This window comes from Candidatus Epulonipiscium viviparus (genome assembly GCF_000171335.1).
Taxonomy (GTDB): Bacteria; Bacillota; Clostridia; order Lachnospirales; family Cellulosilyticaceae; genus Epulonipiscioides; species Epulonipiscioides viviparus.
This window is the reverse complement of sequence record NZ_ABEQ01000055.3, coordinates 1-22,094: the sequence shown is the minus strand read 5'-3', so window position 1 is coordinate 22,094 and position 22,094 is coordinate 1. Positions and strand designations below refer to the sequence as shown.

Annotated in this window: 16 protein-coding genes; 14 read left to right on the top strand and 2 right to left on the bottom strand. The window is 38.2% G+C overall.

From position 1 onward, the window contains the following. From ilvC to ilvB, 8 genes are all read left to right on the top strand, one after another. Window positions 1-889, top strand: an 889-nt coding sequence (ilvC, locus tag EPU_RS08415) for a ketol-acid reductoisomerase (RefSeq protein ID WP_010168400.1), incomplete at its 5' end; no start/stop codon positions are given. Window positions 890-970: 81 nt separating this feature from the next. Then, window positions 971-2,500: a 2-isopropylmalate synthase gene (locus EPU_RS08410; RefSeq protein WP_029488264.1), complete on the top strand. Its 1,530-nt coding sequence runs from the start codon at window positions 971-973 to the stop codon at window positions 2,498-2,500. Between the two features lie 43 nt (window positions 2,501-2,543). After that, the gene (leuC, locus tag EPU_RS08405; RefSeq protein ID WP_029488263.1) at window positions 2,544-3,809 is read left to right on the top strand and encodes a 3-isopropylmalate dehydratase large subunit; all 1,266 of its coding nucleotides are present in this window, start codon (window positions 2,544-2,546) and stop codon (window positions 3,807-3,809) included. A 24-nt stretch (window positions 3,810-3,833) separates the two neighbouring features. Further along, window positions 3,834-4,310 (top strand): 3-isopropylmalate dehydratase small subunit, encoded by a 477-nt coding sequence (gene leuD, locus EPU_RS08400; RefSeq protein ID WP_029488262.1) that lies wholly within the window; start codon window positions 3,834-3,836, stop codon window positions 4,308-4,310. 9 nt (window positions 4,311-4,319) lie between these two features. Continuing rightward, on the top strand, window positions 4,320-5,423 hold the full coding sequence (gene leuB / locus EPU_RS08395; RefSeq protein ID WP_029488261.1) for a 3-isopropylmalate dehydrogenase: 1,104 nt from the start codon (window positions 4,320-4,322) through the stop codon (window positions 5,421-5,423). After that, the gene (ilvE, locus tag EPU_RS08390) at window positions 5,416-6,294 is read left to right on the top strand and encodes a branched-chain-amino-acid transaminase (RefSeq protein ID WP_010168394.1); all 879 of its coding nucleotides are present in this window, start codon (window positions 5,416-5,418) and stop codon (window positions 6,292-6,294) included. The genes leuB and ilvE overlap by 8 nt, the downstream gene beginning before the upstream one ends. A gap of 63 nt (window positions 6,295-6,357) precedes the next feature. Continuing rightward, on the top strand, window positions 6,358-8,016 hold the full coding sequence (gene ilvD, locus EPU_RS08385) for a dihydroxy-acid dehydratase (protein WP_029488260.1): 1,659 nt from the start codon (window positions 6,358-6,360) through the stop codon (window positions 8,014-8,016). Between the two features lie 99 nt (window positions 8,017-8,115). Next, window positions 8,116-9,795, top strand: coding sequence for a biosynthetic-type acetolactate synthase large subunit (ilvB, locus tag EPU_RS08380; RefSeq protein WP_010168391.1), 1,680 nt, complete (start codon window positions 8,116-8,118; stop codon window positions 9,793-9,795). A 300-nt stretch (window positions 9,796-10,095) separates the two neighbouring features. Here the strand turns inward: ilvB and rpsD are convergent, their stop codons facing one another. Then, complete coding sequence (gene rpsD / locus EPU_RS08375) at window positions 10,096-10,686, bottom strand: 30S ribosomal protein S4 (RefSeq protein ID WP_010168389.1); 591 nt, start codon at window positions 10,684-10,686, stop codon at window positions 10,096-10,098. Window positions 10,687-11,029: 343 nt separating this feature from the next. Here rpsD and EPU_RS13645 point away from each other — a divergent pair, with 343 nt between their 5' ends. The 6 genes from EPU_RS13645 to EPU_RS08345 all read left to right on the top strand — a co-directional run bounded on the left by EPU_RS13645 (window position 11,030) and on the right by EPU_RS08345 (window position 18,460). Next, window positions 11,030-11,191 carry a hypothetical protein gene (locus EPU_RS13645; protein WP_010168387.1) on the top strand — a complete coding sequence of 54 codons (162 nt, stop codon included), beginning with the start codon at window positions 11,030-11,032 and terminating at the stop codon, window positions 11,189-11,191. A gap of 133 nt (window positions 11,192-11,324) precedes the next feature. Beyond that, window positions 11,325-12,251: a polysaccharide deacetylase family protein gene (locus tag EPU_RS12030; RefSeq protein WP_010168385.1), complete on the top strand. Its 927-nt coding sequence runs from the start codon at window positions 11,325-11,327 to the stop codon at window positions 12,249-12,251. Between the two features lie 55 nt (window positions 12,252-12,306). Beyond that, the gene (locus EPU_RS08360; protein WP_010168383.1) at window positions 12,307-12,513 is read left to right on the top strand and encodes a hypothetical protein; all 207 of its coding nucleotides are present in this window, start codon (window positions 12,307-12,309) and stop codon (window positions 12,511-12,513) included. Window positions 12,514-12,642: 129 nt separating this feature from the next. Next, complete coding sequence (locus EPU_RS08355) at window positions 12,643-13,521, top strand: DUF3881 family protein (RefSeq protein WP_010168382.1); 879 nt, start codon at window positions 12,643-12,645, stop codon at window positions 13,519-13,521. A 103-nt stretch (window positions 13,522-13,624) separates the two neighbouring features. Further along, window positions 13,625-16,030, top strand: a complete 2,406-nt coding sequence (locus EPU_RS12795; protein ID WP_052296493.1) for a hypothetical protein — start codon at window positions 13,625-13,627, stop codon at window positions 16,028-16,030. Window positions 16,031-16,057: 27 nt separating this feature from the next. Beyond that, window positions 16,058-18,460 carry a hypothetical protein gene (locus EPU_RS08345; protein ID WP_029488259.1) on the top strand — a complete coding sequence of 801 codons (2,403 nt, stop codon included), beginning with the start codon at window positions 16,058-16,060 and terminating at the stop codon, window positions 18,458-18,460. On the opposite strand, the gene EPU_RS13945 is transcribed toward EPU_RS08345, so the two are convergent. After that, on the bottom strand, window positions 18,457-22,094 hold a 3,638-nt coding region (locus EPU_RS13945; RefSeq protein WP_010168379.1), incomplete at its 5' end, for a beta strand repeat-containing protein. The genes EPU_RS08345 and EPU_RS13945 overlap by 4 nt on opposite strands.

Here is a 22,094-nt window from a genome sequence, read left to right as displayed (position 1 = left end):
CTTTAATCTTCACGAATCAGGTTTTAATGTAATCGTGGGCTTATATGATGGAAGTCCTTCTTGGAAAAAAGCTGAAGATGCAGGATTAAAAGTTATGACTGCCAAAGACGCCGCCGCTGCCGCTGATTTAATCATGATTCTTGTAAATGATGAAAAACAACCTACGCTATATAAAGAAAGTATTGAACCCGGACTTACTGCGGGCAAAACTCTTGCATTCGCGCATGGTTTCAATATTCATTACAAGCAAATTGAGCCTCCAAAAGATGTCAATGTAATTATGATTGCTCCAAAAGGTCCTGGGCATACTGTTCGCAGTGAATACGAAGCTGGAAAAGGCGTACCTTGCCTAATCGCTGTATATCAAGACGCAACTGGAAACGCTAAGGACATAGCGCTGGCTTATGCTGCAGGTATTGGCGGAGCCAGAGCYGGTATTCTTGAAACTACTTTTAAAGAAGAAACTGAAACAGACTTATTTGGCGAACAAGCTGTTCTTTGCGGCGGTGTTTCCGAGCTTATGAAAGCCGGTTTTGAAACACTTGTTGAAGCAGGGTATCAGCCAGAAAGCGCATACTTTGAATGTGTTCACGAAATGAAACTTATCATCGACCTAGTAAACAAAGGCGGATTAAATTTTATGAGACATTCAATCTCTGACACTGCCGAATATGGCGACTACTCAATTGGTCAAAGAATTATCACCGATGAAACTAAGAAAGAAATGAAAAAAGTTCTCTCAGAAATACAAGATGGCACTTTTGCAAAAAATTGGATTGCAGAAAACAAGAACAACCGTCCAACATTTACTGATAGACGCAAAAAAGAACAAGAACTTCAGGTTGAAACCGTGGGTAAAGATCTCCGCGACCAAATGATTTGGAACTAACTGTAATGTTGGGTTAAAACTTATAGCATTTCCTATTTAACTTTAGGAGATGTTATAGCATTCAATGTTTTGGAGGTTATTATGATTAAGATATTTGATACAACATTACGCGATGGTGARCAAGCTCCTGGATATAGCATGAATTTGTCYGAAAAAATTGAAATGGCAGCTCAGCTTGAAAACTTGGGAGTTGATGTTATAGAAGCTGGTTTTGCGATCGCTTCTAAGGGTGATTTCACATCTGTTGCCGAAGTTGCCAARTTGATTAAAAATTCCGAGGTTGCTAGCCTTTCACGTGCGTTAAAAAAAGACATTGATGCTTCAGCAGAGGCGTTAAAGGGCGCTGCATTTCCTAGAATTCACACATTTATTGCAACTTCAGATATTCACATGCAATACAAACTTAAGAAAAACGAAGACCAGGTTATTGAAATTACAAGCGAAATGGTTCGGTATGCCAAGAAATTTTGCCAATCGGTAGAGTTTTCAGCTGAAGATGCCACTCGCTCTCGTCCAGAATTTTTATACAAAGTATTGGAGGCCGCAATAACAGCTGGTGCCACAGTTTTAAACATTCCAGATACTGTCGGCTATACATCTCCAGCAGAAATATATGATCTAATCGTAGGTGTACGCGAAAATGTACGTGGCATTGATAAAGTTGATATTTCCATACATTGCCATAATGATTTAGGCCTGGGAGTTGCAAACACTTTAAGTGCTCTAAAAGCCGGGGCAACGCAAATCGAATGTACCATCAACGGAATTGGCGAACGCGCCGGAAACGCTGCGTTAGAAGAAATTATAATGAATATAAAAACGCGTCCTGACATTTATCCATACGAAACCAAAATTAATACTAAAGAAATTTATCCTACTAGCAAATTACTTACCAACATTACAGGAGTTAAAGTGCAACCCAACAAAGCAATAGTTGGCGATAACGCATTTGCACATGAATCTGGCATTCATCAACACGGAATGCTTAGCAATAAGGCAACATACGAAATCATGACTCCTAAATCGATAGGGCTTGCAGATAAACGAATGGTATTAGGCAAACATTCTGGTCGACACGCATTTGTTGACAGATTAGACGAGCTGGGATTTCAATTGCCAGACGCAGAAATCGATACGCTTTTTGAAGGATTCAAATCTCTTGCCGATAAAAAGAAAAACATCACAGACCTTGATATACAAATGCTTGCTATGCGTCGAAATACCAAAATTCCTCAAACGTATAAGCTAGACAGATTTGTAATTAATTCTGGAAATACAATCACCACAACATCGAGTATGAAACTTATTTATACCAATCCTGCCACAAACAAAACTGAATTTTTAGAAGCGGTAATACCATCCTATGATGGGCCAATTGACGCATCATATAAGGCCATCGACTGCTTAGTGGGCAGCGCTTTTAGCTTAGAAGACTTCTTAATTTCTGCAGTAACAGGTGGCACAGATGCTTTTGGTGAAGTTTATGTAAAAATCAAAAATAACAAAGGTAATATTTATAATGGATACGGCATAAGCGTGGATATTGTGGAAGCGAGTATCTTAGCTTATATTTCTGCTATTAATAATATGGTTTATGAAGAAAATCGATAAGCTGGGGTCACACCTAGCTTTTTGTTGCGATAGGAGCTTATTTATGAAAATGACAATGACACAAAAAATTTTAGCAGCACACGCTGGATTAGAATATGTTGAAGCGGGGCAACTTATTGAAGCCGATTTAGATTTGGTATTGGGCAACGATATAACCACCCCCGTTGCTATCACGGAGTTTAATAAAATCGGAATCACTGAGGTATTTGATAAAAACAAAGTTGTAATAGTACCCGATCATTTTGCGCCTGCCAAAGACATTCAAGCTGCCACACAATGTAAATGCGTGCGAGAATTTGCCAATGATAAAAACATTACAAACTATTTTGAAGTTGGAGAAATGGGTATCGAGCATGCTCTTATTCCAGAAAAAGGTCTTGTAGTCCCTGGAGATGCAGTAATCGGCGCAGACTCTCACACCTGCACTTATGGCGCATTGGGCGCATTCTCCACTGGCGTTGGAAGCACTGATATGGCAGCCGGAATGGCAACTGGAAAAGCTTGGTTCAAAGTACCTTCTGCAATAAAATTTAATCTCATCAACCAACCCACAAAATATGTTTCTGGAAAAGATATCATTCTTCATATTATCGGGATGATTGGCGTTGATGGCGCATTGTACAAGTCTATGGAGTTTGTTGGGGACGGCATTCAGCATTTATCTATGGATTCTAGATTCACCATGGCGAACATGGCGATCGAAGCCGGTGCCAAAAACGGAATTTTCGAAGTTGATTTTATTACTCGAGAATATCTAAAAGGCAGAACCGATCGCGAATATATCGTCTATACTTCAGATGCAGATGCAATTTACGACGAAGTGATTACTATCGATTTAAGCAAAGTGCGCCCGACAGTATCTTGTCCTCACTCTCCAGATAATACCAARACTTTGGACGAGCTTCCCGAAATTAAAATCGATCAAGTTGTAATTGGTTCTTGTACAAATGGACGTCTCGAAGACTTAAGAATGGCTTCGGACATATTAAAAGGAAAGAAAGTTGCCAAGGGAGTTCGCGCAATCGTTTTTCCTGGCACTCAACAAATATATCTTGATGCGTTAGCCGAAGGAATCGTTACCAATCTTGTAAAAGCTGGTTGCGTAATGAGCACTCCTACTTGCGGCCCTTGTCTTGGCGGACATATGGGAATTTTAGCCAAAGGCGAAAAAGCTGTTAGTACTACCAATCGCAACTTTGTTGGCAGAATGGGACATATCGAATCTGAAGTATATTTGGCTAGCCCAGCTGTCGCAGCCGCTTCTGCAATCACTGGCTATATCACAAATCCAGAAAAAATTGATGCGTAATTCGCAATTGAAGGAGAAGAAACTATGATATTCAAATATGGTGACAATGTCGACACCGACGTAATTATTCCTGCTAGATATCTTGCAACATCAGACCCTAACGAGTTAAAAAAATATTGCATGCTTGATATTGACGAAACCTTTCACGAAAAAGTTCAAGTAGGCGACATAATCGTCGCAGGCAAAAATTTTGGATGTGGCTCTTCGCGTGAGCATGCACCGCTTGCCATAAAAGCTAGTGGAATCAAGTGTGTTATYGCAAAAAGCTTTGCTAGAATCTTCTATAGAAATGCCATCAACATTGGCCTAGCAATTCTGGAATGCGAAGAAGCTGCTGATAAAATCGATCTAAATGACGAAATTGCAATAGATTTTGCCACTGGAGAGATCAAAAATCTTACTAAAAATGAAATTTATAAAGCAGGCGCATTCCCCGAATTTATGCAAAAAATTATGGCTGCAGATGGATTAGTGGGATATGTTAAAAGTAAATCTAATTAGGAGGACAAAATGACAAAGCGAATTGTAATYTTACCTGGAGAYGGAATTGGTCCCGAAATAGTTATGCAAGCCGTTATGGTATTGCATGAGATTGGCGACAAATTCAACCACGGATTTATTATTGATGAACAAATGATTGGAGAAGTGGCATTAGATGCCGAGGGCTGCTCGCTTCCAGACAAAACTATTGCAAAGTGCAAGCAAGCAGATGCCGTATTGTTGGGAGCTGTGGGAGGTGACCCCAATATAAATCGCTGGAAAAATCATCCAACAGGTGATAGACCAGAAAAGGGATTGCTCAAAATCCGCAAAGAACTCAATTTATTCTCTAATCTTAGACCTGCGATTTTGTACTCAGAGCTCAAAGATGCCTCTCCTTTAAAGGCAGAAATTATTGGTGACAATTTGGACGTTATGATTGTTAGAGAATTAACTAGCGGAATCTACTTTGGCAAAAAATCTCGAGTAACCGATGCTGAAAATGACGAAGAAACCTACGCTACCGACGAACTTTTTTATAGCAAAAAGGAAATTCGACGCATTTTGAAAACTGGCTTCGAAATTGCGACGAAACGCAATAACAATGTTGTAGTTGTGGATAAAGCAAATGTTTTAGAATCATCCAAGCTTTGGCGTGAAGTTACAGCTGAGGTTGCCAACGACTTTCCTTCAGTCACTTATAGCCATATGTACGTTGACAATGCCGCAATGCAGTTGGTTGTAAATCCCAAGCAGTTCGATGTTATCATTACAACCAATATGTTCGGAGATATATTGTCCGACGAAGCTAGTATGATTACTGGATCGATTGGAATGCTTCCTTCTGCCAGTCTTGGCGAAACCACATTGGGCTTATACGAGCCAAGCCATGGCAGCGCTCCAGATATTGCTGGTGAGGACATCGCAAACCCTATTGCAACAATTTTATCGGTTGCCATGATGTTCAGATATTCATTTTCCATGGAAGCCGAAGCTGCTGCTATCGAAGCTGCAGTCGGAAAAGTGCTTGCTGATGGATATCGCACCAAAGATATTTATACTGATGGATTTAAATTGGTCGGGACTTCCCAAATGGGAGAATTAATTTGCGAAAGGATTGTTAATAATGGCTGATAGAATTATTTATATTGATGGAGAATATTTAAACGAAAACGATGCCAAAATATCTGTATTTGATCACGGCGTGCTTTATGGCGATGGCATCTTCGAAGGGATTAGAGCTTATAATGGACGAATTTTTAAGGGCAAGGAGCACATCGACAGATTATTTTCTGCAGCCAAAGCAATTATGCTAGAGATTCCTCTGACCAAAGAAGAAGTTGCACAAATGCTTGTCGAGACTTGTAAGCGCAACAATTTGACTGATGGCTATATCAGATTGGTTGTTACCAGAGGCAAAGGAGACCTAGGGCTTAGTCCTACTAAATGTACTGTTGCGACCGTCTTTTGTATTGCTGCAAACATTACGCTTTATCCAGAAGAAATGTACGAGAAGGGTATGCCTATAATCACCGCATCGCAACGCAGAAACAAGGCTACTATCATCGATCCTCAAATTAAATCTCTCAATTACTTGAACAATATCCTAGCGAAAATTCAGGCCAATCAAGCCGGAGTTCCCGAGGCATTGATGCTAACTCACGATGGAATCGTCGCAGAATGTACTGGCGATAACATTTTCATTATTAAAGAAGGAATAATTTTTACTCCTCCTATTCATGTTGGAATTTTGGATGGAATTACTAGAAATACTGTTATCAAACTGGCAAGGGATTTGGGATATGACGTGCAAGAGAAAGAGTTCACTCAATATAATTTATACAATGCAGACGAATGCTTTTTGACCGGCACTGCTGCAGAAGTTATTGCTGTTACTAGCGTAGATGAGCGAATAATTGGAGCTGGAATTTGCGGCCCTATAACCAAAAAACTTCTTGCCGCTTTTCAAGCACATACCAAAATTGATGGTATAGAAATTAAATAATCAAAAATAGCTCGAACTGCAGGGGCAACTCTCAGTTCGGCACATAAAGGAGAATACACAATAATGAAAAGTAATTCAGTAAAAAAAGGAATTGCGCGAGCTCCTCATCGATCTTTACTTAAGGCTATGGGCTACACCGATGAAGAAATATGCAGACCCTTTATAGGAATTGTAAGTGCCAAAAGCGAGATAGTTCCTGGACACACGCATCTAGACCAAATTACAGAGGCAGTAAAAGCTGGAGTTCGAATTGCTGGAGGCACACCTATCGAAGTACCAGCTATTGGCGTATGCGACGGCATTGCTATGGGGCATGCTGGAATGAAGTATTCACTTGTAACCCGTGAGTTAATTGCAGATTCTATTGAATGCATGGCAATGGCACATGGATTTGATGCGTTAGTGCTTGTTCCCAATTGCGACAAAATTGTTCCTGGAATGTTAATGGGTGCTGCAAGATTAAATTTACCTACAGTAGTTGTAAGCGGCGGCCCAATGCTTGCAGGAAAAATTGGTGACAAAAAAGTCAGCCTTTCGTTGATATTTGAAGCAGTTGGTCAGGTGCAAGCTGGCAAAATGACAGAAGCCGAACTTTCTGAATATGAAGAAAAAACTTGTCCTACCTGCGGATCATGCTCGGGTATGTTTACYGCAAACAGTATGAACTGCATGACCGAAGTGTTAGGAATCGCTCTCCCAGGCAATGGTAGCATTCCAGCAGTATACTCAGAAAGAATTCGACTTGCAAAATATACTGGTATGGCCGTTATGAAAATGTTAGAGAAAAATATTTGCATCAGAGATATATTAAATAAGGAAGCTTTTTTGAACGCATTAACTGTTGACATGGCTCTTGGATGCAGTACCAATACTATGTTACACCTCCCAGCAATCGCACATGAATCTGGTGTAGAAATTGATCTCGATATTGCAAACGGAATTTCTAATAATACTCCAAATTTATGCAAACTTGCTCCTGCTGGACATCATCATATGGAAGATTTATATTCTGCCGGTGGTGTGATGGCTGTTATGAAAGAACTCAGTCACAAAAATTTATTAAATGAGGATATAATTACCGTCACTGGCGAAAACTTAAGAAGTAACCTCTCTGTTGCAGAAAATAAAGATACTACTGTAATTAGACCTGTTGATGCTCCATATTCGAAAACTGGCGGAATTGCTGTATTGAAAGGYAATTTAGCACCAAATGGATGCGTTGTTAAGCGCTCGGCCGTTGCACCCGAAATGCTTAAACATAGTGGTCCTGCAAAAGTTTATAACAGCGAGGAAGATGCCTCTTTGGCAATTGCAAACGGTAAAATTTCCAAAGGCGATGTACTTGTAATCAGATACGAAGGTCCCAAAGGCGGCCCTGGAATGCGAGAGATGTTATCTCCAACCGCCACACTTGCTGGAATGGGCTTGGATAAAGATGTTGCGCTCATTACAGACGGACGTTTTTCGGGCGCAACGCGTGGGGCTTCTATTGGACATGTTTCCCCAGAAGCAGCAGAAGGCGGGCTCATTGCTATCGTTGAAGATGGCGACATCATTAGCATCGATATGAATGCCTGCACAATTTGTCTCAATGTTGCAGAAGCAGACATAGCAACTAGATATAAAAATTTGATTCACCCAGAGCCTAAGGTGAAAACTGGTTACCTTGCACGATACGCTAAACTCGTTACGTCTGCAAGCACTGGAGCAGTATTTAARTAARGAATACTACATTTCGCATTCCCGTTTATCAACTCAATTACCCAACCTATGCAATTAGTCAATAAACTAAATATTTAACAATCTAAGGAGGAACAATACGTGAAATTAAGTGGTTCACAGATTTTAATTGAATGTTTAAAAGAACAAAACGTTGATACTGTTTTTGGATATCCTGGAGGAGCAGTGATCGAAATTTATGACGAAATTTATAAAGCTAGCGATTATATTAAGCATATATTAACAGCGCACGAACAAGCGGCGGCTCATGCGGCAGATGCTTATGCTAGAGTTTCTGGCAAAGTTGGCGTTTGTATCGCAACATCGGGTCCGGGCGCAACCAACCTCGTTACCGGTATTGCAACAGCATATATGGACTCTATTCCGATGATTGCAATTACGGGAAATGTCGGTGTTCCATTACTTGGAAAAGATTCATTTCAAGAAATCGATATTGCTGGTGTAACTAGAAGTATTACAAAGCATAACTATATTGTTAAACGAGTAGAAGACTTAGCAGATACTATTCGTGAGGCATTTTTAATCGCTAAAAGTGGGCGCCCTGGTCCAGTATTAATTGATATTCCTAAAGACGTTACCATTAAAACAACTGATTTTGAACCATTGCAAAATATTAATGACTTTTTTTCAAACTCAGTAATAGAATATGACTTCTTTTCTACTCAAGATATTTCTACTGCGGCAAAGCTCATTAATGAAAGCAAAAGACCATTTTTATATATAGGTGGCGGAGTAATTATAAGTGGTGCGGAAAAAGAGTTACTTGACTTTGCAGAAAAAATCGATGCACCTGTTTCCAACTCACTCATGGGCGCTGGTGGATTTCCTCAAAACCATCCGCTTTCTACAGGGCTTGTTGGAATGCATGGMGGAGTTGCTTCAAATGAAGGCATCATGAATTGTGATTTATTAATTGCGATAGGAGCCAGATTTAGTGATAGAGTAACTAGTAGCATTAAAGACTTTGCCAAAAACGCTAAAATTATTCATATTGACATTGATCCTGCTGAAATTGATAAAAACGTAAATGTAACATTGAGTGTAATCGGCGATGCAAAAGTTATTTTGACTGCTTTAAATCAGGCAGTTGAAATCAAAAAGCATTCTGAATGGGTTAACACAATTGAAAACTGGAAAATTAAGCATACTATCAATCACTCTATTAGCGGATTATTAGATGCAAAACAGATCATAGAATCCATTGATATTCTTACCAAAGGTAACGCAATTATTACGACTGAAGTTGGTCAACACCAAATGTGGGCAGCACAATTTTATTGCTATAAAGAACCTCGCACATTTATAAGTTCTGGCGGATTAGGAACCATGGGGTTTGGCACAGGTGCTAGCATAGGGGCATCCTTTGCCGCTCCTAATAAGAAAATTATTCAAATTGCTGGAGATGGCTCTTTTAGAATGAACTCCAATGAGTTATCAACTATCCACTACTATAATTTACCTATTATAATAGTGATTCTTAATAATAGCGTACTTGGAATGGTTCGACAATGGCAAAATCTTTTTTATGCGCAACGATATTCTCAAACAGTTTTAGATCGTGGTCCTGATTTTGTAAAACTTGCAGAAGCGTATGCTATAGATGGATATAGGGCAACCACCATAGAGGAATTTAACGAAGCATTCTCAAAAGCTGTTGCTCAAAATAAACCTGCCGTTATCGACTGTATCATAGACAAAGACGATAAAGTTTTACCTATGGTTGCACCCGGCGCTCCAACTAATCAATTAATTATAGAATAACTATTGCTTTTTGTAATAATATGTGTTATATTTTTTTATATTTCATTAATGGAGGTTACTATCATGGAACCAAATAAGATTAACAAAAATTGTGTATGTAAAAATTTAAACTGTCCTCGTCATGGTAATTGCAAAACATGTCAAGAACACCATAAAGGTGGACTCACTTCTTGTAAAAAAACTAGTAGCAAATAATTGTTTAATATATATATCTAGGGGATGACTTCGGTTGTCCCTTTTATTATGCACTTAAAAAGGCCACAGGCAATTGCCCATGACCCTCCCACAAAGTGATTCTTGTTATCTTGAATAAAACTCTATTATAAGCTGTTCATTAATTTCGATTGGTAGCTCTTCTCTAGTTGGTTTTCTTATAATAGTACCAGTAAGGTTATCAATATCCATTTCCAGATAAGGAAGCGCAAAATTATTACCTGCCATATTCTCAGCAAATATTTTGCTTTCACGAGATTTTTCTTTCAGTGTAATAGTATCTCCTTCTTTTAATGCATATGAAGGTCTATCTACCTTCTGACCATTTATTAAAAAATGACCATGATTTACCATCTGTCTTGCTTGTCTAGTTGAACGAGCAAATCCCATTCTATATACAATATTGTCAAGACGCATCTCAAGCGACGTAAGAATAATTGGACCTGGATTACTTCCCGCGCGAAATGCCTTTTCTACGTATCTCACGAATTGTTTCTCCAGAACTCCGTAATATGAACGAAGTCTTTGCTTCTCTAAAAGCTGTACTCCGTACTCGGATAATTTTCTTGCATCTCTGCTTGTTCCCTGTTTTGCTCTGTCCATCGCTTTAGGGTGGCCTACTACGTTTACTCCAAGGCTTCGGCACATCTTAAAACGAGGACCCATCATTTTTGCCATATGAGTCTCCTTTAAAAAAAATTAAGCTTTCATTAAGCTTGCTCAGGATTTAATATAGCATAGATTATAAATTTTAGAAAGGAACAATAGTACAAAAAATTTAAAAATAGCATTTTAACCTAATAATTGCACTTTTTGCACTTTTAAATTAGTATTTTTTACCATAGTTTTTTGACAAAATAGTTTTTAAAAATTATACTACGTTTTAAAAACTCATTTCATTTAATTATATTAATTCCAAAACAATAACTTCTTAATAATTTATTTTAAGTCATTGACAAATATTGGCTAAATTGTTAAAATATGAGAAAACGACTACATATATTTTGAAAGGAGGCTTTAAATGAAATGTCCCAAATGTAATAGTATAACTGGTTTTTGTGAAGAAGTAGATTTACGTCTTGGAGAAGTAATTGGATATCATTGTACTGTTTGTGGATATAATACTGAACACGACACTGAACAAGTTCAAATTCGCATAAATACAGAAGTTTCAAAAAAATAACTTTGCAAACTCTAAAGTATATCCTAGAATTTGCTATGGTATGCTTGTTTTTTTTATCACATTCTGGTTATAATAACCGAGATAAAATATAAATAATAAGACAACTTTGATTCCTAAAATAAGAGGTGCAATTTTGAACAGACTTAATAAATCAAACAATAAATTAACTATTATAACCTTATTTTTAATTTTTGTTTTAATTATTTTATTTTCACATGAATTAACTATAGCTACTACTTTTTCTAATACCACTATCGAAAAAAGAAAAACCAATTTAGAGCAAAACATTACAAATCTTACAGAACAAAATAGACAAATTTTAAATCATATAATTTCGCTAAATATTGAAATTGAAGAATTAGACAAAAAAGAATCAGTCAAAACAAATACTTCTGCACCCGAAAAAATAATCCCTCCAAATACTAAAATGGCCTATCTCACTTTTGATGACGGACCTAGTAATAATACTATAAAAATTTTAGATATTCTTCAACAGCATAATATAAAAGCAACTTTTTTTGTTGTTGGGATTCCTGAAAGGGTTAGCACATACCAAAGAATTGTAGATGAAGGCCATACTTTAGCTCTTCATTCATACTCTCATGAATATAACAATATTTACAAAAATACACAGTCATTCTTAGCTGATATTGATAAATTAAACTCTCTTATTGTCAATTCTACTGGATATACACCAGACATCTTGCGTTTTCCTGGCGGTTCTAATAACACTATCAGTCACAGATATGGTGGTCCTGATATTATGGTAGATATCATAAACGCCTCTCTAGATCGCGAATATGTTTATTTTGATTGGAATGTAGATTCTATGGATGCCGCTAAAGCCCTACAAGATAAAGATGTTATTGTAAATTCTGTAATAAATCAATCCTCAATACTTAAACAAGCAATAATTTTAATGCATGATTCTCCTTCTAAAACTTCTACTCCAGATGCTTTACCTGAAATAATCACAGGTCTTAAAAATCTCGGTTTCCAATTTGATAAAATTACTAGTTCAACTCCCGTCATTCAATTTCCTGTAGCAGGTATAAAATAAATCTTTTTTACTAAAACTATAGTTAGCATATTTTTTGTAGAGAGGGAGAGCTATGATGAACCAATATGAATGTGATCTTTGTGGTTATGATTTGACTCCAATAGAAAGCTTTGCCAACCGAGCTGACTATCTTGGTTATGCATCTTCTGGATTAAACAATTATTCCGAAATATATCCTATATCACTAGCCTATGCATCAAATAATATTAATAGTGTAGAATGTCCAAACTGCGGGCGTTTAGGATGTTGGATTAAAGAATGAACACTGGGGATAAGCCGCTTAAAAATGCTTATCCCTATCTTTTTTTGTAAAAACATTGTAAAGTATTCTTTAAATTGACATTTCTAGCATATATTATACAAAGGATAATTTTTTTGGAGGTGGCACATAATGGAAATACCAATTAATGCAATAGGCTTTTCAGAAATTACAGAGCAAAAGCATTTAAATAAACTTGTTGAAGCAACACTCAAAAACCCGACATATCAAAGTATGGCGGTTGATAAAAATAAGGTACAAATTGCTGAATATAGGAAAAAAGTTGCACCTCACACATATATACTAGTACGTGTAAGTGTGGAAGAAGACTTAAAAGAAACTACTCGTTTTAATGTTGAAGAATGTGAAGCATATGTTGAATCAACTATCAAATCCGATTTTGAAGAAATAGAAGTAGAATGTATTGACGGCACGTTATATTACGTAATTTGTGAAGAGAAAAACACTTCTATGCAAGTCATTTTTTGGATGCAAAACTTAGTTGAGTACCTCAATGGAAAACAAAATGGTAAAACAATTATAGGAGCTAGTGTTCTTGGCATTGCTCTCGAGGGAACCATTGTTTTACCTATCTTAAAGGATGAAGATGAAATTGCTTTTGAAAATGAAGAGCGCGAAAAATTGCGTGAAATTGTTGAGCGAATTAAAGATGGTGATAGAGAAGCCGAAGAAATACTGGAAGAAGAAGAACGCGAACTTGATGAACAGCTTATGCAAAGACTCAAAGAAGAAGATTTTCTAAGTATCATGAGTGGATACTTTATTCCTCTTAGTTTTGATGAATCAATGTATGCTGTATTAGGGGATATCGTTGAAATTAAAGAGCGCAAAAATGAACAAACTAATGAAACCATGTATGTATTTAAACTTGATATAAATAGTATGTTTGTTGAAGTTATTATTAATAAGAAAACTCTAATTGGTATGCCTTTTGTCGGGATGCGATTTGTTGGCAGTTGCTGGCTCCAAGGGCAAGTCATTATGGAATAGAAAGGACTCTTTTTCTGAGTTCTTTTTTTTATGTTATAAATGTCATTTTATACCATTAAAATACATATAATTTTCATATCACTATAATGTAAGGAGAAATTTTATGAAATTATTTAAAAAAATTATGCTAATTACCTGTTCCATGCTATTTATGATTCCTGCTGCAGCCAAAGCAGATACCAATCTACCTGCAGATGTTCAAGCCGCAAAAGCAGCTTACGATACCTTTGGTGCTTTAATAGAAAAGTATGATGCTTGGATTATTAAGCAAGTTAATGATCAAGAAGAACGAATCAAAACGCTTAAGTTTCCAGTAACCCCTTTTACATTAGCAGATGACGAAACCGTAGAAATCACAATTCCTTCAGATCTTTTTAGAGTTATGTCCACATTTGATCGAATCAATATTTATGGTTCTGGTTTTAAGAGTACAGATTTTATAGAAGGAATCTCTCCCACTAAAGGCAATATGGGATCTGTTTCATCTCCTTGGATTGCAGATAATCACTATCAAATTAGAACAACAACCTTTACAACTGACCATATTGCAGAGCTCGCACGTGGAGATGAAGCTTATTCTGGATACAAACTTTTGCTTACCGGCCCTATGTATGTTAAATCTATCGACTTTTCCTCTGAAAATGGTGTCTCAATGACTATGGATACCACCGCTTGGGAAGTTTTAGGTGGCGACAAAGAAATTTTAGACGACATTGCAGTTACAGTTGATGCCACTAGCAGGCTTAGCATAGCTGGAATTACCACCTTTGAAGAAGACAAATTTAAACGCCATGCAGGAAACTTGACCGGGGGAGATACCTATAAAACTGCAGAATATTATACTTCTAAAAACTATCTACCCGGAAGACAAATTTACAAATTTGGTCCTGCATTAGAAATTGGTTACAACCCTGCCTTGCCAAAACTAAAAGAAGATCCCAACAAACCTGGATACGCTACATATGAAATTTTGGATCACCATTTCGCAAACAACGCATCTGATATACAACATTTCGATGCGCTATTCGGAAAAGATCTCGAGTATGTATTATGCTTTGACAATTGGCCTAGTTGGTATGTTGAAGGTCCTGATGTTGGCCGCGGCACTCCCGCAGTAGAACATTTCGATGCCGCAGCAGATCTTGTTGCCAAATATATCGCATCATATGATAAGCACTTTGACGGACGCGGTCCTACCTGGGTCGAAGTTAAAAATGAATCTACCATCTTAAGCGAATGGTCTCATCATGACAATCCTGATCCATATTATGGTTGGCAGGTTCTTGCTGATTTCCATAATAAAGTTGCAGATGCGGTCAAAGCCGAAAGCCCTGATGTATTAGTCGGAGGCCCCACTGCTGCTTGGATGGCATTAGACCACGCAAACTTTGATCAGGCTAAAAAAAATCTAGACTTTATGAGTGCYACRGCRCAACAYTTAGACTTTTATTCGTATCACTTCTATGAAAGCAAGGATCTTATTTTGCATGATACTGTTGGCAATTATGTTGGATATTTAACAGGACGTTTAGAAGCTGATTTAGATTTGTTACAAAATTATATGATTAACAACAACATTGTTAAACCTTTAGTCATTTCAGAAACTGGTACCCTTCATAACGGTTTTACCGACCCCGATTATTGGATTATACTTAAAAATTACAACGGCTATATGGTTAGGTATATGAATCGCGCCAATGAATTTGACATGGTTGTTCCATTTATYCTTCCTGCAATRTGGTGGGATAAAGAATCCCCCGAAGCCTTATGGGCATACGGTCCCAACGGCAAACTAATTCCTACCGCCGAGGAAGGACTTACTCCTATTCATTACTTCTTAGAAATGTGGGACGAATACACCGGTGACTTATTACCTGCAGCCACAAATGATGTTAACAACAATATTTATGTTCATAGCACACAGAATGACAATGTAATTTATGTTGCAGTCACAAACATGAATGCGCAACGTGCTAATATCGACTTAAATATATTACTCGATGGGCAAACTGTTGAAAAAATCGAACGCACCACAACATATCTTGACATGGGCAAACTATATTTTGTAGATAATGAACCTATCGATAGCCTCAAAGATATTTTTATGCACGTCGAAGAAACCAGTATATTCAAAATTACACTTGATCACGCTCCCAACACCACAACAACTATTACAAAAAATACTTACTATGGTGATACTATTTTACAAGATACCGGATCTCCTGCTACCTTCGTAATACCTCTTCCAACTGCARATATACAATCCAGCGTATTGCGCGTATCTTTAGGTCGTGATGATGGCTTTAAAGTTCCTCTCAATGTCAGTATTAATGGATATGCTTTCGAGGAATATGATCTATCTTTCACAGACAAAAATGATAGATATTTTGGATATGTTGATTTTACCGTACCTTCTAATATTTTAAAAGCTACCAATGAAATCACTGTTTCCGTTGATCAATCTGGTGGCAAAATTTCTACAGTTGCATTAATTAATATGGAAAAATAAGCCAAATAAATTTAAAAGGAGTTTATAATGAAATTACTAAAAAAAGCCATGATTATAGCCAGTACATTATTCTTTGCATTTCCTATTAGYGCTGCCGAAATCGCTGCTAACTTGCCCGATTATGTAGYCAATGAAAACGCAGCGTACGAAACTCTCGATACCGTCATCGAAAAATATGAAACTAAAACGCTGGTTCAAGTTAATGACCATGAAGTACGAATCCAGAATATTACCGTTCCCATCGAACCTTTTACATTGGCAGCCAATGAAACCAAAGAAATCGAAATCCCCGCAGATCTTGCGAGAATTATGTTTATATTTAGCCGCCTAGATGCATATGGTTCTGGATTTAAAAATAAGTATATTGAAGGCATTTCACCTCACGTTGGCAACACTGGCAAAGTTGCTGATCAATGGATTGGTGATACTAATTATCAGGTCAAAACTAATAGCTTTGCTATAAATCATACAAAAGAGCTCTCACGGGGCGATCAAGCATACAGTGGCTACAAATTAAAATTTACCGGACCAGTAGTCGTCGATTCCCTCAAATTGGTTGAGCCCAACGGAGCTTCTATGACTATGGATACCCGAGCTTGGGAAGTACTTGGCGGTGATGCTCCAATTCTCGATGACATCATCGTTACTGTCGATGCTACAAATCGCCTAAGCATAGAAGGCATTACAGAGTTTGAAAACCGCAAGTTCAAAACGTTATACGCATATCCAATAGGTCACCCCCATGGCTATACTGTTGCAGAATATTTTACACCAAAAGATTTTATGCCTGGACGCCAGATTTTTAAATTTGGACCATCACTTGAAACAGGATACGATTCCTCCATTCCCAAATTAACTGAAGATGCTTCAAAACCCGGCTATGCAGACTACAGCATATTCCCAGAATTATTTTCCAATGGTGCATCGGAGATTGCGGTGTTCGATAAGCTATATCCTACCGACCTTGAATACGTTGTATGCTTTGACAACTGGCCAAGCTGGACTGTCGAAGGAATCAATAATGGCAAAGGAACTCCTGCAGAACAGCATTTCGCCGCCGCTGCCGATCTAGCCGCAAAATATATTACTGCCCACGACGCAGAATTAGAAGGCCGTGGACCAACATGGATCGAAGTTAAGAACGAATCCGATATCACTAGCGAATGGTCTCACCACGCAACTTCAGACAACGGCTGGGAGCTACTAGCAGAATTTCATAACATAACTGCAGATGCTATCAAGGCAGAAAATCCCGATGCATTAGTAGGCGGCCCAACGTCAGCTTGGATGGCATTAGATAACGGCAACTTTTCGAAAGCAGAACAAAACCTAAAGTTTATGGATGATACCGCTAATCACTTAGATTTTTATTCTTATCACTTCTATGAAAGTAAAAATTTAGTATTAAATGACACTGATTCAAACTATGTTGGATACTTAACTGGACGTCTCGAAGCCGACTTAGATTTGCTTCGAAACCATATGATTAACACCAACAATCTAAAGCCCATTGTCATTTCAGAAACCGGAACTTTGCACAACGGCCCGGAGGAATCTGACTATTGGATTAAGCTTAAAAATCACAACGCATACATGGTTAGATATATGAACCGTGCWAATGAATTTGACATTGTCGTTCCGTTTGTCATTCCTGCTACTTGGTGGTCTCCCGCTTCCGACAATATATTATGGACATATGATGAGAACGGCAAATTTTATCCAACTCCCGAAACCGGTCTCACAGATATGAAATATTTTATTGAAATGTGGGATGAGTACAACGGTGACCTTCTTCCAGCATATTCCAACGGCGTCAACAATAATATCCATGTTCATAGTGCGCAAGACGGCAATACCATTTATGTTGCAGTCACAAACATGAATGCGCAACGTGCCTATATTGACTTAGATTTAAAGCTTCAAGATGAACAAATCGAAAAAATCGAGCGCACTACTACTTACCTAAATTTAGGCGAATTGCATTTTGTTGATAACGAGCCTCTAGACAGTCTCAACGATATTTTCATGCATGTAGAGGAAACTAGTATATTCAAAATTACCTTAAACGAATCTCCTGAAATCAACACCACGCTAACCAAAACCACTTATTATGGAGATGTTACATTGCAACCTACAGGTACTCCCGCGACTTTCATCATAAACACGCCGACCGATAACGTTCAATCCAGCATCTTGCGAATTTCGTTGGGCCGCCACGGTGGATTTAATGCGCCTTTAAATGTCTCTATCAATGATTATAACATCGAATCCTACGATTTATCCTTTACTAATAAGCCGGACAGATACTTTGGATATGTAGATTACGTTATCCCAACCGATATTTTAAAAACTCAGAATGAAATCACCGTTACTGTTCCTCAAAACGGCGGCAAAATTTCTACAGTTGCACTTATTCATCTGGAAAATTAACCCAAAACGCAAGTTACATCAGCCGCTGCCGTTGTAACTGCAAAAATTATTATTGTATCAGCCTCTGTAGTTGTACTTGCATCAGAGGCTGTAGTTGCATCTGTAGAAATTATTATTACATCAGCCGTTGTCATTGTAACTGCAAAAGTCATTATCGCATCAGCCGTTGCCGTTGTAACTTCAGAAATTATTATCGCATCAGTCGTTGCCGTTGTAACTTCAAAAATTATTATCACATCAGCCGTTGCCGTTGTAACTTCAGAAATTATTATCGCATCAGTCGTTGCCGTTGTAACTTCAAAAATTATTATCACATCAGCCGCTGTAGTTGTATCTTCAAAAATTATTATCACATCAGTCGCTGTAGTTGTAACTTCAAACATTATTATCACATCAGCCGCTGTCGTTGTAGCTTCAAAAATTATTCTTACATCAGTCGCTGTAGTTGTAACTGCAAAAGTCATTATCGCATCAGCCGCTGCCGTTGTAACTGCAAAAGTCATTATCGCATCAGCCACTGCCGTTGTAACTTCAAAAATTATTATTGTATCAGCCTCTGTAGTTGTAATTGCATCAGAGGCTGTAGTTGCATCTGTAGAAATTATTATTACATCAGCCGCTGTCATTGTAACTGCAGAAATCATTATCGCATCAGCCGCTGTAGTTGTAGCTTCAAAAATTATTCTTACATCAGTCGCTGTAGTTGTAACTGCAGAAATTATTATCGCATCAGCCGCTGCCGTTGTAACTGCAAAAGTCATTATCGCATCAGCCGTTGCCGTTGTAACTGCAAAAATTATTATTGTATCAGCCTCTGTAGTTGTAATTGCATCAGAGGCTGTAGTTGCATCTGTAGAAATTATTATTACATCAGCCGCTGTCATTGTAACTGCAGAAATTATTATCACATCAGCTGTTGCCGTTGTAACTGCAAAAGTCATTATCGCATCAGCCGCTGCCGTTGTAACTGCAGAAATTATTATCACATCAGCCGCTGTAGTTGTAGCTTCAAAAATTATTATCGCATCAGTCGTTGCCGTTGTAACTGCAGAAATTATTATCACATCAGCCGTTGCCGTTGTAACCTCAGAAATTATTATCACATCAGCCGTTGTCGTTGTAACTGCAGAAATTATTATCACATCAGCCGCTGCCGTTGTAACTGCAAAAGTCATTATCGCATCAGCCGTTGCCGTTGTAACCTCAGAAATTATTATCACATCAGCCGCTGCCGTTGTAACTTCAGAAATTATTATCACATCAGTCGTTGCCGTTGTAACTTCAGAAATTATTATCACATCAGCCGTTGCCGTTGTAACTGCAGAAATTATTATCGCATCAGCCGCTGCCGTTGTAACTGCAAAAGTCATTATCGCATCAGCCGCTGTAGTTGTAGCTTCAAAAATTATTCTTACATCAGTCGTTGCCGTTGTAACTGCAGAAATTATTATCACATCAGCCGTTGCCGTTGTAACTTCAGAAATTATTATCGCATCAGCCGCTGCCATTGTAACTGCAGAAATTATTATCGCATCAGCCGCTGCCGTTGTAACTGCAGAAATTATTATCGCATCAGCCGCTGTAGTTGTAGCTTCAAAAATTATTTTTACATCAGTCGCTGTAGTTGTAACTGCAGAAATTATTATCGCATCAGTCGTTGCCGTTGTAACTGCAGAAATCATTATCGCATCAGTCGTTGCCGTTGTAACTGCAGAAATTATTATCACATCAGCCGCTGCCGTTGTAACTGCAGAAATTATTATCACATCAGCCGCTGCCGTTGTAACTGCAAAAGTCATTATCGCATCAGTCGTTGCCGTTGTAACTGCAAAAGTCATTATCGCATCAGTCGTTGCCGTTGTAACTGCAAAAGTCATTATCGCATCAGTCGTTGCCGTTGTAACTGCAGAAATCATTATCGCATCAGCCGTTGCCGTTGTAACTGCAGAAATCATTATCGCATCAGTCGTTGCCGTTGTAACTGCAGAAATTATTATCACATCAGCCGCTGCCGTTGTAACTGCAGAAATTATTATCACATCAGCCGCTGCCGTTGTAACTGCAAAAGTCATTATCGCATCAGTCGTTGCCGTTGTAACTGCAAAAGTCATTATCGCATCAGTCGTTGCCGTTGTAACTGCAAAAGTCATTATCGCATCAGTCGTTGCCGTTGTAACTGCAGAAATCATTATCGCATCAGCCGTTGCCGTTGTAACTGCAAAAGTCATTATCGCATCAGTCGTTGCCGTTGTAACTTCAGAAATTATTATCACATCAGCTGTTGCCGTTGTAGCTTCAAAAATTATTATCGCATCAGCCGCTGCCGTTGTAACTGCAGAAATTATTATCGCATCAGCCGCTGTAGTTGTAGCTTCAAAAATTATTTTTACATCAGTCGCTGTAGTTGTAACTGCAGAAATTATTATCGCATCAGCTGTTGCCGTTGTAGCTTCAAAAATTATTCTTACATCAGTCGCTGTAGTTGTAACTGCAGAAATTATTATCACATCAGCCGTTGCCGTTGTAACTGCAAAAATTATTATTGTATCAGCCTCTGTAGTTGTAATTGCATCAGAGGCTGTAGTTGCATCTGTAGAAATTATTATTACATCAGCCGCTGTCATTGTAACTGCAGAAATTATTATCACATCAGCCGCTGCCGTTGTAACTTCAAAAATTATTATCACATCAGCCGTTGCCGTTGTAACTGCAAAAGTCATTATCGCATCAGTCGCTGTAGTTGTAACTGCAAAAGTCATTATCGCATCAGCCGCTGTAGTTGTAACTTCAGAAATTATTATCGCATCAGCCGTTGCCGTTGTAACTGCAGAAATTATTATCGCATCAGCCGTTGCCGTTGTAACTGCAGAAATTATTATCGCATCAGCCGCTGTAGTTGTAGCTTCAAAAATTATTCTTACATCAGTCGCTGTAGTTGTAACTGCAGAAATTATTATCACATCAGCCGTTGCCGTTGTAACTGCAAAAGTCATTATCGCATCAGCCGCTGCCGTTGTAACTGCAAAAGTCATTATCGCATCAGCCGCTGCCGTTGTAACCTCAGAAATTATTATCACATCAGCCGTTGTCGTTGTAACTGCAGAAATTATTATCGCATCAGCTGCTGTAGTTGTAGCTTCAAAAATTATTCTTACATCAGTCGCTGTAGTTGTAACTGCAGAAATTATTATCACATCAGCCGCTGCCGTTGTAACTGCAGAAATTATTATCGCATCAGCCGCTGTAGTTGTAGCTTCAAAAATTATTCTTACATCAGTCGCTGTAGTTGTAACTGCAGAAATTATTATCACATCAGCCGTTGCCGTTGTAACTGCAAAAATTATTATTGTATCAGCCTCTGTAGTTGTAATTGCATCAGAGGCTGTAGTTGCATCTGTAGAAATTATTATTACATCAGCCGCTGTCATTGTAACTGCAGAAATTATTATCACATCAGCTGTTGCCGTTGTAACTGCAAAAGTCATTATCGCATCAGCCGCTGCCGTTGTAACTGCAGAAATTATTATCACATCAGCCGCTGTAGTTGTAGCTTCAAAAATTATTATCGCATCAGTCGTTGCCGTTGTAACTGCAGAAATTATTATCACATCAGCCGTTGCCGTTGTAACCTCAG

What these genes read in the sequence shown, in the direction of transcription:
- ilvE (WP_010168394.1), top strand. Translation starts at nt 5,416, where the DNA reads ATGGCTGATAGAATTATTTATATTGATGGAGAATATTTAAACGAAAAC.
- EPU_RS08355 (WP_010168382.1), top strand. Translation starts at nt 12,643, where the DNA reads ATGGAAATACCAATTAATGCAATAGGCTTTTCAGAAATTACAGAGCAA.
- EPU_RS08360 (WP_010168383.1), top strand. Translation starts at nt 12,307, where the DNA reads ATGAACCAATATGAATGTGATCTTTGTGGTTATGATTTGACTCCAATA.
- rpsD (WP_010168389.1), bottom strand. Translation starts at nt 10,686, where the DNA reads ATGGCAAAAATGATGGGTCCTCGTTTTAAGATGTGCCGAAGCCTTGGA.
- EPU_RS13645 (WP_010168387.1), top strand. Translation starts at nt 11,030, where the DNA reads ATGAAATGTCCCAAATGTAATAGTATAACTGGTTTTTGTGAAGAAGTA.